Source organism: Corynebacterium kalidii, from assembly GCF_022869005.1.
Lineage (GTDB): Bacteria > Actinomycetota > Actinomycetes > Mycobacteriales > Mycobacteriaceae > Corynebacterium > Corynebacterium kalidii.
Window position 1 is genome coordinate 144,631 of record NZ_JALIEA010000017.1, and the last position, 13,604, is coordinate 158,234.

General features: G+C 69.5%; 10 protein-coding genes. 9 read left to right on the top strand and 1 reads right to left on the bottom strand.

Going from position 1 to position 13,604, the window contains the following annotated elements; all coding sequences use genetic code 11:
- Window positions 1-51: 51 nt before the first annotated feature.
- The 5 genes from argS to thrB all read left to right on the top strand — a co-directional run bounded on the left by argS (window position 52) and on the right by thrB (window position 6,561).
- A complete protein-coding gene (gene argS / locus MUN33_RS11485; RefSeq protein ID WP_244805052.1) occupies window positions 52-1,728 on the top strand; it encodes an arginine--tRNA ligase in 1,677 nt (558 codons plus the stop codon).
- Window positions 1,729-1,737: 9 nt separating this feature from the next.
- Window positions 1,738-3,147, top strand: a complete 1,410-nt coding sequence (lysA, locus tag MUN33_RS11490; RefSeq protein ID WP_244805053.1) for a diaminopimelate decarboxylase — start codon at window positions 1,738-1,740, stop codon at window positions 3,145-3,147.
- Between the two features lie 65 nt (window positions 3,148-3,212).
- A complete protein-coding gene (locus MUN33_RS11495; protein WP_244805054.1) occupies window positions 3,213-4,538 on the top strand; it encodes a homoserine dehydrogenase in 1,326 nt (441 codons plus the stop codon).
- The gene (gene thrC, locus MUN33_RS11500) at window positions 4,538-5,620 is read left to right on the top strand and encodes a threonine synthase (RefSeq protein ID WP_244805055.1); all 1,083 of its coding nucleotides are present in this window, start codon (window positions 4,538-4,540) and stop codon (window positions 5,618-5,620) included. Before MUN33_RS11495 ends, thrC begins: the two co-directional genes overlap by 1 nt.
- Complete coding sequence (gene thrB, locus MUN33_RS11505; RefSeq protein ID WP_244805512.1) at window positions 5,620-6,561, top strand: homoserine kinase; 942 nt, start codon at window positions 5,620-5,622, stop codon at window positions 6,559-6,561. The genes thrC and thrB overlap by 1 nt, the downstream gene beginning before the upstream one ends.
- 96 nt (window positions 6,562-6,657) lie before the next feature.
- On the opposite strand, the gene MUN33_RS11510 is transcribed toward thrB, so the two are convergent.
- Window positions 6,658-8,475 (bottom strand): long-chain fatty-acid--CoA ligase, encoded by a 1,818-nt coding sequence (locus MUN33_RS11510; RefSeq protein ID WP_255806784.1) that lies wholly within the window; start codon window positions 8,473-8,475, stop codon window positions 6,658-6,660.
- 443 nt (window positions 8,476-8,918) lie between these two features.
- On the opposite strand from MUN33_RS11510, the gene rho reads away from it, so the two are divergent.
- Genes rho through MUN33_RS11530 form a run of 4 tightly spaced genes read left to right on the top strand, consistent with a single transcriptional unit; the run spans window position 8,919 to window position 13,604 of the window.
- Window positions 8,919-10,760: a transcription termination factor Rho gene (gene rho / locus MUN33_RS11515; RefSeq protein WP_244805056.1), complete on the top strand. Its 1,842-nt coding sequence runs from the start codon at window positions 8,919-8,921 to the stop codon at window positions 10,758-10,760.
- Window positions 10,753-11,838 (top strand): peptide chain release factor 1, encoded by a 1,086-nt coding sequence (gene prfA, locus MUN33_RS11520; RefSeq protein ID WP_244805057.1) that lies wholly within the window; start codon window positions 10,753-10,755, stop codon window positions 11,836-11,838. The genes rho and prfA overlap by 8 nt, the downstream gene beginning before the upstream one ends.
- Window positions 11,839-11,846: 8 nt before the next feature.
- The gene (locus tag MUN33_RS11525; RefSeq protein WP_244805058.1) at window positions 11,847-12,872 is read left to right on the top strand and encodes a N5-glutamine methyltransferase family protein; all 1,026 of its coding nucleotides are present in this window, start codon (window positions 11,847-11,849) and stop codon (window positions 12,870-12,872) included.
- 57 nt (window positions 12,873-12,929) lie between these two features.
- Entirely contained in the window at window positions 12,930-13,604 is a 675-nt protein-coding gene (locus MUN33_RS11530; protein WP_244805059.1) for an L-threonylcarbamoyladenylate synthase, read from the top strand.

Genomic DNA, 13,604 nt, shown 5'->3' on the forward strand with positions numbered 1-13,604 from the left:
ACGGGACGCGATTCGTGGTCCGTTCACCCCTCCTTGTTACTCTCGGGGGTTGTGACTCCAGCTGAACTCGCCTCCATCATCACCGAGACCACCCGCAGCGTCCTGACCGCGCATGATCTCGACCCCGCCGTCGTGCCGGACCTCGCCACCGTGGAACGTCCCCGCAATCCGGAACACGGCGACTACGCCACCAACATCGCGCTGCAGACCGCGAAGAAGGCGGGCACCAACCCGCGCGACCTCGCCACGTGGCTGGCCGAGGACCTCGGTCGTGTCGACGGCATCGACGAGGCGTCCGTGGCAGGGCCCGGGTTCATCAACATCCGGCTGGCCGCCGACGCCCAGGGCAAGCTCGTCGCCGAGATCATCGAGGCCGGCGACTCCTACGGCACCGGCGACGACTACGCCGCCCAGCGCATCAACCTGGAGTTCGTCTCCGCCAACCCCACCGGCCCCATCCACCTCGGGGGCACGCGTTGGGCGGCCGTCGGCGACTCCCTCGGCAGGATCCTGACCGCCCGCGGTGCGGCGGTGACCCGCGAGTACTACTTCAACGACCACGGGACCCAGATCGACCGTTTCGCGCGCTCCCTGGTCGCCGCGGCGAAGAACGAGCCCGCCCCGGAGGACGGGTACGGCGGCGAGTACATCTCCGACATCGCCGACCAGGTCATCGAGGCTGTGCCGGACTGGGCCGACAACGACGACGCCACGGTCCAGGAGATCTTCCGCTCCCACGGCGTGGAGCTGATGTTCGCCCACATCAAGCGGACCCTGGCGGAGTTCGGCACGGAGTTCGACGTCTACTTCCACGAGAACGCCTTGTTCGACTCCGGCGCCGTGGACAAGGCCATCGCCACCTTGAAGGAGAACGGCAACCTCTACGAGGCCGACGGCGCGTGGTGGCTGCGCTCCTCGGAGTTCGGCGACGACAAGGACCGGGTCGTCATCAAGTCGGACGGCAACGCCGCCTACATCGCGGGCGACATCGCCTACATCGCCGACAAGATCGACCGCGGGCACAACCTGTGCATCTACATGCTCGGCGCCGACCACCACGGCTACATCGCCCGGCTCAAGGCCGCCGCCTCCGCCCTCGGCTACGACGCTGACCAGGTGGAGGTGCTCATCGGCCAGATGGTCAACCTGGTGCGCGACGGCCAGGCGGTGCGCATGTCGAAGCGCGCCGGCACCGTGATCACCCTCGACGACCTCGTCGAGGCGATCGGCGTCGACGCCGCCCGCTACGCACTGATCCGGACGTCGGTCGACTCCTCGCTCGACATCGACATGGGCCTGTGGGCCAGCGAGACCAGCGACAACCCCGTCTACTACGTCCAGTACGGCCACGCCCGCCTGTGCTCGTTGCAGCGCAAGGCCGCCGAGACCGGTGTCGGGCTCCCCGACGACCTGTCCACCCTGGACTTCTCCCTGCTCGACCACGACCGCGAGGGCGACCTCATCCGTACCCTCGGTGAGTTCCCCGGGGTCGTCGCCACGGCGGCGGAGCTGCGCGAACCGCACCGCATCGCCCGCTACGCCGAACAGCTGGCCGGGACCTTCCACCGCTTCTACGACTCCTGCCAGGTCCTGCCGAAGTCCGGCGAGCCCACCGGCGAGGAGGCCGCCCCGGTGTTCGTGGTGCGCCTGGCACTGGCCGACGCCACCCGCCGTGTCCTCGCCAACGCCCTGGGGCTCCTCGGCGTCTCCGCACCAGAGAGGATGTGACGGTCGACCATGGACCCCAACGTCCACCTGCCCCAGGTCCCGCTGCGTAAGCGCACCGAGACACTGGAGGACTTCAACAAGATCCCGGCCCACGTCTTCCCCGCCTCCGCCGGCCGCGCGGAGGACGGTGAACTGGTGATCGCGGGTAACCGCGTCACCGAGTTGGCCGAGCGCCACGGCACCGCCGTCTTTGTCATGGACGAAGCCGACTTCCGTGCCCGGTGCCGACGCCTGGCCGCCGCCTTCGGGGGCGGGGAGCGGGTGCACTACGCCTCGAAGGCATTCCTGTCGCGCACCGTGTGCCGGTGGGCGGCGGAGGAGGGCCTCGCCCTCGACGTGGCAAGCCACGGTGAGCTGTCCGTGGCCCTGGCCGCGGGCTTCCCGGCGGAACGCATCACCGTGCACGGCAACAACAAGAGCCCGGAGTTCATCGCCGCGGCGGTGGAGGCGGGCGTCGAACTCATCGTGATCGACTCGCTCGAGGAGATCGGCCGGGTCGCCGAGGCCGCACGCAGCCAGGGACGGGTCCAGGACGTCCTGGTGCGGGTGAAGCCGGGGGTCCACGCCGACACCCACGAGTTCATCGCCACCAGCCACGAGGACCAGAAGTTCGGGTTCTCCCTGGCCTCCGGTTCCGCGGAGAACGCCTGCCTGACCTGTCTGTCCACCGAGGGGCTGCGGCTGCGCGGGCTACACTGCCATGTCGGTTCGCAGGTCTTCGAGGCCGACGGTTTCGCCCTGGCGGCCGACCGGCTGCTGGGCCTGTGGGCCCGGTTGGTCAGCGGCGGCGACGGTGACGGTTCCGACGCCGACCGGGCCGCACTCGACATCCTCGACCTGGGTGGCGGGTACGGCATCGCCTACACGCCCGACCAGGAGGCCCTCGACGTCGAGGAGGTCGCCGGTGACCTCCTGTCCCGGGTGGCGGCGAAGGCAGAGTCCTACGGTGTCGACGCCCCGGTGGTCAACGTCGAGCCGGGCCGCGCCGTCGTCGGTCCCTCGGCGGTGACGGTCTACCGGGTCGGCACGGTCAAGGACGTCCACACCTCCGACGACACCGTGCGCCGGTACATCTCCGTCGACGGCGGGATGAGCGACAACATCCGCCCGGCGCTCTACCAGGCGGAGTACGACTGCCGGCTGGCCAACCGGCTGTCCACCGGTGATCTGGTCCCCACCCGCGTGGTCGGCAGTCACTGCGAGTCCGGAGACATCCTGGTCAACGACGCGTTGATGCCGGACGACATCGTCCCCGGCGACCTGCTCGTGATCCCGGCGACCGGCGCCTACTGCTACATGATGTCCTCCAGGTACAACATGATGCTCCGCCCGCCGGTGGTCGTCGCCGCGGACGGGACGTCGCGGGTGATGATCCGCCGGGAGACGGTAGAGGACGTCCTGGCGCTGGAGAATTTCTGATGGTTTATCATCAGGAAAACGAACATTCACACGTAAACCCAACACGAGACCACTTCGGGAGAGTAATGGCTGATCAGGCTGACAATAATGCCGCCGCGCCCACCGTAGGCGTAGCGCTGCTGGGTATGGGAACCGTCGGTACCGAGGTTCTGCGGATCCTCCAGGAGGACGCACAGGACTTCACCGCCCGTACCGGTGGACCCATCGAGGTCCGCGGTATCGCCGTGTCCGACCTGACGAAGCCCCGCCCGGGCGTGCCCGCCGAACTGCTCACCGACGACGCGGTGGGCCTGGTCAAGCGCGACGACATCGACCTGGTCATCGAGGTGATCGGTGGCATCGACTACCCGCGCACCGTGGTGCTGTCCGCGCTGCGGGCCGGGAAGTCGGTCGTCACCGCGAACAAGGCACTGGTCGCCGCGCACTCCGCGGAACTGTCGGAGGCGGCGGACTCCTCCGGGGCCGACCTCTTCTTCGAGGCCGCGGTCGCCGCCGCGATCCCGGTGGTGGGTCCCCTGCGGCGTTCCCTGGCCGGCGACCGGGTCAACCAGGTCATGGGCATCGTGAACGGCACCACGAACTTCATCCTCGACGCGATGTACAAGCGTGGCGCCTCCTACGACGAGATGCTCGCCGAGGCCACCGCCCTGGGCTACGCCGAGGCGGACCCCTCGGCGGACGTCGACGGTTACGACGCCGCCTCGAAGGCCGCCATCCTGGCGTCGCTGGCCTTCCACTCCCAGGTCGGCAGCTCGGACGTCCACGTCGAGGGCATCCGGTCGATCACCAAGGCCGACATCGAGGCGGCGAAGGCCGCGGGCTGCACCATCAAGCTGCTGGCGATCTGTGAGCGCATGGTGGACGACAACGGCGCCGAGTCGGTCTCGGCACGGGTGTACCCGGCCCTGATCCCGCTGGACCACCCGCTGTCCAGTGTCAGCGAGTCCTTCAACGCCATCTTCGTGGTCGCCGAGTACGCCGGCCGGCTGATGTTCTACGGCAACGGCGCCGGGGGAAACCCGACGGCCTCCGCCGTGCTCGGCGACGTGGTCGCCGCCGCACGCAATATCGTGCACGGGGGACGTGCCCCGGGGATGTCCACCTACGCCGACCTCCCCGTCGGGGACTTCGGTTCGGTGCGCACCCGCTACCACGTCGACATGGTCGTCGACGACCGTCCCGGCGTCCTGGCGGAGGTCGCCTCGACGTTCTCCGGGCAGGGCGTGTCGCTCAAGACCGTCCGGCAGGAGGACGCCGGTGACGCCGGGGCACGCCTGGTCGTCATCACCCACCACGCCGCCGAGAGCGACCTGGAGTCGACGGTGGACAACCTCAAGAACAATGACGCCGTGAAGGCCGTCAACAGCGTGATCCGAATGGAAGGCAACTGATGACCGAAAACCGCACCCCGGTGCTCCACCACTGGACCGGCCTGATCAACGAGTACCGTGCGTGGATGCCGTTCGCCGCGGACTGGGAGCCGGTGACCCTCAACGAGGGTGGTACCCCGCTGATCAGGGCGAACTACATTTCCGAGCTCACCGGGTGCGATGTCTGGCTGAAGGTCGAGGGCGCCAACCCCACCGGGTCCTTCAAGGACCGCGGGATGACCGTGGCCGTCACGGACGCCGTCCACGCCGGGAAGAAGGTGCTGATGTGCGCCTCCACCGGCAACACCTCCGCCTCCGCCGCGGCCTACGCCGCCCGTGCCGGGATCGCCTCGGCCGTGCTGATCCCGGAGGGCAAGATCGCCCAGGGCAAGCTCTCGCAGGCGGTGATGCACGGTGCGAAGATCATCCAGGTGCGCGGGAACTTCGACGACTGCCTGGAGCTGGTGCGCAAGACGACGACGGACTTCCCGGAGATCGCACTGGTCAACTCGGTCAACCCGATGCGTATCGAGGGACAGAAGACCGCGGCCTTCGAGGTCGTCGACGCGCTCGGCGACGCCCCCGACATCCACGCCCTGCCGGTCGGTAACGCCGGGAACATCACCGCCTACTGGAAGGGCTACTCGGAGTACGCCGAGGCCGGGCTCGCCACGAAGCGCCCGTTGATGCTGGGCGTCCAGGCTGCCGGGGCAGCACCGCTGGTGAACGGCGAGCCGGTGCTCGAGCCCGAGACCGTCGCCACGGCGATCCGGATCGGTAACCCGGCGTCCTGGCACCAGGCCGTGGCCGCCAAGGAGGAGTCCGGTGGATCCTTCCGCGCCGCGACGGACGAGAAGATCCTCGAGGCCTACCGTCTCATCGCCGCGCGCGAAGGCGTCTTCGTCGAGCCGGCGTCCGCGTCGTCGGTGGCGGGCCTGCTCGCCGCACACGCCGAAGGGTCCGTCGCCCCGGGCCAGCGGGTGGTCTGCACGGTCACCGGTCACGGTCTGAAGGACCCGACGACCGCCCTGAGCGAGATGCCGGAGCCGACCCCGATCGACGTCGACACCAACGCGGTCGCCGAGGCCCTGGACCTCGCATGATGTCCGGTTCGACGATCGCCCCCGGCCGTCGCGTCACTGTCACGGTACCGGCGTCCACCGCGAACCTCGGCCCCGGCTTCGACACCCTGGGCCTGGCCGTCGGCCTGTACGACACCGTGGAGGTCGAGGCGACCGACGCGGGCCTGGACATCTCGGTGCACGGTGAAGGCGAGGGCGAGGTCCCCCTCGACGAGCGCCACCTGGTGGTCCGTGCGCTGCGTGCGGGGCTCCACGAGGCCGGCGTCAGCGTCGGCGGGCTGCGTATCGTGTGCCACAACAGCATCCCGCACTCGCGGGGTCTGGGGTCCTCCGCGGCGGCCGCGGTCGCCGGTGTGGCGGCGGCGAGCGGACTCGCCGGCGGTGAGCACCCGACCGGTGCGCTCGACGACGACACCCTGATCCAGTTGTCCTCCGCGTTCGAGGGACACCCGGACAACGCCGCGGCCTGCGTGCTCGGCGGGGGAGTGGTCTCCTGGACCAATATCCCGGTGGACGGACGTAGCGCACCCGAGTACCACGCTGTCGCGGTACCGGTGCACCCCGAGGTGTCGGCGACCGCGCTGATCCCGGACTTCCACGCCTCGACCGAAGCGGTGCGCAGGGTGCTGCCCAGCGACGTCTCCCACCAGGACGCCCGGTTCAACGTCTCCCGTGCGGCGTTGCTGCCCCTGGCGTTGAGCTCGTACCCGGAGCTGCTGTGGGAGGCGACACGTGACCGCCTGCACCAGCCCTACCGTGCCGAGGTCCTGCCGGTGACCACCGAGTGGGTCAACCGGTTGCGCAACCTGGGTTTCCCGGCGTTCCTGTCCGGTGCCGGGCCCACCGTGATGGTCCTGTCGACCTCGAGCGTGGACGCCGCCCTGCTGGACGAGGCCCGCAGCCGCGGCATCGCCGTCCTGGAGACCGGCGTGGGCCGACGCGCATCGGTCGAGGTCGGCTGACCGCAGCACCAGTCACCCTGTGGCCGGGCCCCGGAGGCGCCCGGCGGCAGGGTCCTGTCGGGCCCTGCCGGCGCCTAGCGGGGACTCACCGGGAGCTCACCGGGGCTCACCGGGGCTGCGCAGCTTGATCACGTCGAACTCCCCGGCCGCGAGGTGTGCGCGCAGGTCCTTCTTGTCGAACTTGCCCACCGAGGTCTTGTCGATCCGGTCGACGAACGTCCAGTACTCCGGCGCCATCCACCGCGGCACCTTCGCGGCGACCGTCTCCGAGAGTCGCTCCGCGGTCCCGCGGTCGCGCTCGACGCCGTCGATGGTCACCACCACCGCCAGTGGACGCTGGCCCCACCGTTCGTCGGGCACCCCGATGACCGCGGCCTCGGCGACCACGTCGGACTCCATGACGATGTTCTCGAGGATCGCCGAGTAGATCCACTCGCCACCCGACCGGATCGTGTCGGCCTGCCTGTCGTGCACGGTGAGGAACCCGTCGCGGGTGATCGTCCCGATGTCACCGGTGCGCAGCCAACCGTCCGCGGTGAACCGTTCGGCGGCGTCACCGGAATCGTCGACGTCGGCGCCGCGGAAAGTGTGCGCCGCACCCCCTTCGTCGGCCGCCGCGGAGTGGTGGTACCCGGTGGTCACCCAGTTGCCGCGCACCTGGATCTCACCGCTCGAGCGGTCGTTGGCCTGTAGCGGGGTGCCGTCGTCGGCGACGACGCGGAACTCCATACCGACGGGGAACCGTCCCTGGCTGTCGCGGTACCGGCGTCGTGCCGCACCACCGACGCCCACCGGTGTGCGGGCGACGGTGCCCACCGGACCGGTCTCGGTCATCCCCCAGGAGTGGATCATGTCGACGCCGTACCGCTCCTCCCAGGCGTCGATCAGTGCCGGCGGGACGGGGGCGCCACCGGAGATGATCTCCTGCAGGCTCATCTTCTCCGGCGGGGTGTGCTGGTAGTGGACGACCAGCTGCATCCAGACACTGGGGGCGCCGTGCGCCATCCGCGGCATGGAGTCGGCGATGACGTGGGCCAGGTGGGCCGGCCCGGCGACCCCGCCGGGGAACACCAGCGGGGTGCCCGCCATGAACGCGGCGACGGGGACACCCCAGCTGAGCACGTGGAAGATCGGGACGGCACAGAGGAAACTGTGGCCGTTGCGGAGACCGAAGGAGTCACCTGTCCGCAGGTTCATCGCGTGCAGCCACAGCGCGCGGTGCGAGTACACCACGCCCTTGGGCGCGCCGGTGGTGCCGGTGGAGTACAGCAGCGCCGCCGGGGCCGTCTCCTCGATGTCGGGCCACGGGTAGGACGTGGGCCGGCCGTCGAGGATCTCCTCGTAACTGAGCACGGTGACGTCCCCGCGCCCGGCCTCGGTCAGCAGGGTGTGGAGTTCGTCCCGGGCGTCGGCACCGCCGGTCCCGGTGACGATGACCGTGTGGACGTCCGGGCAGTCGGGCATGACGGGGGCCAGCCGGCGTGACAGCCGCGGGGACCCGATGATCACCCGGTCGCCGGCGTGGTTGATGATGTGCACCAGCTGGTCCACGACGAGATTGGAGTTCAGCGGCTGGACGACCGCGCCCATCGAGGTCACGGCGAACAGTGCCTCCATGTGCTCGGTGATGTTCGGCATGAAGGTGGCCACCCGGTCACCGGGCGAGACCCCGGCGATGTCGGACAGGGCGTGGGCGAGCGCGGCGCTGCGGCCCCCGATCTCACTGAACGTGGTGTCCTCGGGGGTGTCGCCGTAGTACGTGCGCACGGTCGTGGACCCGTGGACGACGCGGCCGTACTCGAGGACGGAGGACATCGTCAGCGGGTAGTACCCGGTCGTCGACGACGTCAGGGGTGCGGTGCTGGGGGAAGGGGCGGTGACGTGACCGTGCCCTGTGCGCTGGGAGCCGTCCATGACATCAAGGATAGGGGACGAATTAGGGCTTCGCGGGCGACGGGGTGGTAACATCGTCGACGAGAACCGACCACCGCCATCCCGACGACCCTGGAGAGCCAGGGCCGAGTACCGGTCCGAGACGGTGGACGGTCATCCGGATCCACGGGAATCCACGCGGGAGCATCGCCCCGACAGCATCATTCGCCGGTCCTAAAAGCCTGTTCCGGTACCGGGGCTCCACGAGCGTCGTCGTCACACCGGGCGTCGGCTCCGCCCCCTGCGCACACCGTGTGATCCGTTCCACATATCGACGACTCACGAGAGCACGTCACCTTCCGTTGTTCCGCCGCGGCGAGGGACCGTGAACGCCCACCGGGCGTCCACACCCGACCCGGTGCGGACAGTCCCCCGGCCATGACCGGAGGACGACGGTCAGCGGAGGGTGAACCGAAAGGACACCTGTGACTTTGCCGGACATCGTCTCCCGGGCACAGAACGACGGGCTTGCCTCCCTGAAACTGGCGGAACTCAAGCAGATTGCCACTTCACAGGGCCTGCGGGGGATTTCCGGAATGAGAAAGGGAGAGCTCGTCTCCGCCATCGCGAGCGCGGGGATCGGCGGTGGACGTCCCCAGGCAGCTCCGACGTCCGCGCCTGCAGACGCGGCACCGGCACCTGCACCGCAGGAGCAGCCGGCCGAGCGCCCTGACCGGTCGGACCGGACGGACACGCCGGCGTCGTCGGAGGACAAGGCCGCCGCACAGCGCCAGGAGGACGGTGGGGACCGTCAGGAGAACCGGGGCGGCGGCGAGCGTAACGACCGCCAGGACAACGGCGACGAGGAGGGTGGTCGCCGGGGCCGGCGCAACCGCAGGAACCGTCGGAACCGCGGCAAGGGCGACCAGGGCGGCAACCAGGGTAACCAGGGAAATCAAGCTGGGAACCAGGGGGGTAACCAGCAGAACTCCGAGGAGCGCGGCGGGCGTAACCGGAACGACCGGAACGACCGGAACAACCGCGGTGACCGTGGCAACCGGAACAACCGCGGCGACCGCGGCGACCGTGGCGGGAACCAGGGGAACCAGAACAACCGCGGCGACCAGGGCAACCAGGGCAACCAGAACAACGAGCCGGCCGCACCGGTGGCCGGCATCCTCGACTTCGCCGACGCCAACACCGCCTTCGTCCGGACCACCGGCTACCACGCCGGCTCCACCGACGTCTACGTGCCGATCCAGATGGTCCGGAAGTACGGGATGCGTCACGGCGACGCCGTCACCGGGACCATCCGCCCCGGTGCCAAGGCACAGCAGGCGGGCGGCGGAGGACGCGGTCGTAGCCGGCAGAAGTACACGCCGCTGCACTCCGTGGAGACCGTCAACGGGCTGTCCCCCGACCAGGCTGCACAGCGCCCGAAGTTCAACAGCCTCACCCCGCTGTACCCGAACCAGCGACTGCGTCTCGAAACCGAGCCGAAGGTCCTGACCACCCGCATCATCGACCTGATCATGCCGATCGGCAAGGGGCAGCGTGCCCTGATCGTCTCCCCGCCGAAGGCCGGTAAGACGACGATCCTGCAGGACATCGCCAACGCCATCTCGGTCAACAACCCGGAGTGCTACCTGATGGTCGTCCTCGTCGACGAGCGGCCGGAGGAAGTCACCGACATGCAGCGTTCGGTGCGTGGCGAGGTCATCTCCTCGACCTTCGACCGTCCGCCGAACGAGCACACCGCCGTGGCCGAGCTGGCCATCGAGCGGGCCAAGCGTCTGGTCGAGCAGGGCAAGGACGTCGTCGTGCTGCTCGACTCGATCACCCGCCTGGGACGGGCGTACAACAACTCCTCGCCCGCGTCCGGACGCATCCTCTCCGGTGGTGTGGACTCCAACGCCCTGTACCCGCCGAAGCGCTTTCTGGGTGCGGCCCGGAACATCGAGGACGGCGGCTCGCTGACCATCATCGCCACCGCCATGGTGGAGACCGGTTCGGCCGGCGACACCGTGATCTTCGAGGAGTTCAAGGGCACCGGTAACGCGGAGCTGAAGCTTGACCGCAAGATTGCCGAGCGGCGGATGTTCCCGGCCGTGGACGTCAACCCGTCCGGTACGCGCAAGGACGAGCTCCTGCTCGGTCCGGAGGAGGCCCGCCTGCTGCACAAGCTGCGGCGCATCCTGTCCGCGCTGGACCCCCAGGCAGCCATCGACCTGCTGATCAAGCAGCTGCGCAAGTCCAAGACGAACCGCGACTTCATGCTGCAGATCGCCTCGTCGGCACCGTTGGCGGGAGAAGACGACGATGAGTGACTTCGCAGGATCCCCGTCGAAGGTCGACGACATCCTTTCCGAGTACCAGGGCCTCGAGATGCAGCTCGCCGACCCCGAGCTGCACAATGACGCGGCCGCGGCCCGTCGCGTCGCCAAGCGGTTCAGCGAGCTGCAGCCGGTCATCCAGACCTACAACAAGCTCGTCGAGACCCGCGACGACTACGAGGCGGCCAAGGAGATGGCGGCGGAAGACGCCGACTTCGCCGAGGAGGCGGACCGTCTCGCCGCGGAGCTGCCCGCCCTGGAGGAGAAGCTCACCGACCTGCTCGCACCGCGCGACCCCCACGACGCCGACGACGTCGTCATGGAGATCAAGTCGGGTGCAGGCGGAGAAGAGGCGGCCCTGTTCGCCGGCGAACTCGCCCGCATGTACCAGCGCTACGGCGAGCGGCACGGATTCATCTTCGAGATCCTCGACGTCAACGAGACCGACCTCGGCGGTGTCAAGGACATGACGATGTCGGTCCGTTCCAAGCAACCGAGCAGGGACGGCGCGTGGAGCGTCTTCAAGTACGAGGGCGGCGTCCACCGCGTCCAGCGCATCCCCGTGACCGAGTCGCAGGGACGCATCCAGACCTCCGCTGCCGGCGTGCTGGTCTACCCGGAACCCGACGAGGTCGAGGACGTCGAGATCGACGACAAGGACATCCGTGTCGACGTCTACCGGTCCTCGGGCAAGGGTGGTCAGGGCGTGAACACCACGGACTCCGCGGTGCGCATCACCCACCTCCCGACGGGCATCGTCGTGACCTGCCAGAAGGAGCGTTCGCAGATCCAGAACCGTGCGCGCGCCATGCAGGTGCTCGCCGCCCGCCTCCAGCAGATGAAGGAGGAGGAGGCCGACGCCGCCGCCGCGGAGGGTCGCGCCGCACAGATCCGCACGATGGACCGCTCCGAGCGCATCCGGACCTACAACTTCCCGGAGTCGCGCGTCTCGGACCACCGGATCGGCTACAAGGCCAACAACCTCGACGCGGTCCTGGACGGCGAACTCGACGCCCTGTTCGGTGCACTCAGCGACGCCGAGCGCCAGACCCGGCTCGAAGCAGGGGAGTAGGTCCCGCGGTGACTGCGTCCGGGACGTCCACGGCCGGTGGCCGGGACAGTTGTGTCGGCCCGACGGTGTCCGCGGCGCTCCGGGAGGCCGTCCCGGCCCTGGTACGGGCCGGGGTGGAGTCCGCGGGCCATGACGCACGCGTGCTCATGGCCGCCGCCCTGGAGCAGGAGAGCGGCACCACGGTGACTCCGCTGGACATCGTGATGCGCGGCGGGGACCCCGTCCCGACGGGTTTCGCCGGTCTGCTGGAGCGACGCGTCTCCCGCGAGCCGCTGCAGTGGATCCTCGGCCGTGCGCCCGTCATGGGCATCGACATCGAGGTCGGGCCCGGGGTGTTCATCCCACGCCCGGAGACGGACCTGCTGATCGACTGGGTCGCCGGCGAGGCGGAACGTCGCGTGGCACGTCGGGAACACGGGTTGTTCTCACGGTTACTCGAACCGACGCTCACCGTCGTCGACCTGTGCAGCGGTCCGGGCACCATCGCCCTCGGCGTCGCCCATGAACTCACGGTACGTCGGATCCCGGACACGGTCTCCGTGCGCGTGATCGGGCTGGAGATCACCGCGGACGGGGTCGACCGCGCCCGCGGCAACGCCCGTCGCTGGGTCGCCGAGGGCCATGTCGATCCCCGGATCCGGGTCGAGTTCCACCAGGCGGATGTGTCGCGGCGGGAGGACGTCATCGCCCTCGGGCTGGTGAACTCCGCCGACATCGTCGCCTCCAACCCCCCGTACGTCCCCGAGAGCACCGAGGTGTCGCCGGAAGTGGCTAAGGACCCCCACGACGCGGTGTTCTCGGGCGACGACGGGCTCACCCTGATGCGGCCGCTGGCCGGGGTGATCGACCTGGTTACGGCGACGAGTGCCGGCGTCGCCGTGGAGCACGACGACTCGACGGGGCCGGCGGTGCGGCGTCTGCTGGCTGACGCCGGTATCACCGACCTGGTCCAGCACAGGGACCTGACCGGGCGGGACCGCTTCGTGACCGGCCAGGTGCACCGCGATCCCGGACATCGTCCGGCGCGGGACTAGAGTGGACGGGTCAAGGTAGTTTGAGACGACGACACGAAGGGACGGGCTGCGCGGACGATGGCACAGACCTACGACTGTTCTGAGGACGACGGCAGGGAGAACGGCGTCGCGGCGGCGCTCGGCGCGGTGAAGGCCGGACGCCTGGTCGTCACACCGACCGACACCGTCTACGGCATCGGTGCCGACGCATTCGACAATGACGCGGTGGCCGCCCTGCTCCGCGCGAAGCACCGTGGCCCCGACATGCCGGTGCCGGTGCTCATCGGCTCCTGGGACACCGTCGCGGGACTGGTGCGCGACTACAACGAGCCGTTGCGCCTGCTCACCGAGGCCTTCTGGCCGGGCGGGCTCACCATCGTGACCCACCAGGCCCCCAGCCTGCCGTGGAACCTCGGCGACACGCGGGGCACCGTGGCCCTGCGGATGCCGCTGCACCCGTTGGCGATCGAACTGCTGCAGCAGACCGGCCCGATGGCGGTCTCCAGCGCGAACATCTCGGGCCGCCCGGCCGCCCTCACGGCGCAGGACGCCCGTGACCAGCTCGGCGACTCGGTGGCGGTCTACCTCGATGCGGGGGAGGCCTCCATCGGCACGGCCTCGACCATCGTCGACCTGTCCGGCTACCGTCCGCGGATCCTCCGCGACGGTGCCATCAGTGCCGAGCGGGTCGGTGAAGTCCTCGGAATGTCCGCGGAGACCCTCCTCGACGCGGAATCGGCGCAGGGGCACTGA

Excerpts from the sequence above, each read along its gene's own strand:
- lysA (WP_244805053.1), top strand. The coding sequence starts at position 1,738 with ATGGACCCCAACGTCCACCTGCCCCAGGTCCCGCTGCGTAAGCGCACC.
- MUN33_RS11495 (WP_244805054.1), top strand. The coding sequence starts at position 3,213 with ATGGCTGATCAGGCTGACAATAATGCCGCCGCGCCCACCGTAGGCGTA.
- thrC (WP_244805055.1), top strand. The coding sequence starts at position 4,538 with ATGACCGAAAACCGCACCCCGGTGCTCCACCACTGGACCGGCCTGATC.
- thrB (WP_244805512.1), top strand. The coding sequence starts at position 5,620 with ATGTCCGGTTCGACGATCGCCCCCGGCCGTCGCGTCACTGTCACGGTA.
- MUN33_RS11510 (WP_255806784.1), bottom strand. The coding sequence starts at position 8,475 with ATGGACGGCTCCCAGCGCACAGGGCACGGTCACGTCACCGCCCCTTCC.
- prfA (WP_244805057.1), top strand. The coding sequence starts at position 10,753 with ATGAGTGACTTCGCAGGATCCCCGTCGAAGGTCGACGACATCCTTTCC.
- MUN33_RS11530 (WP_244805059.1), top strand. The coding sequence starts at position 12,930 with ATGGCACAGACCTACGACTGTTCTGAGGACGACGGCAGGGAGAACGGC.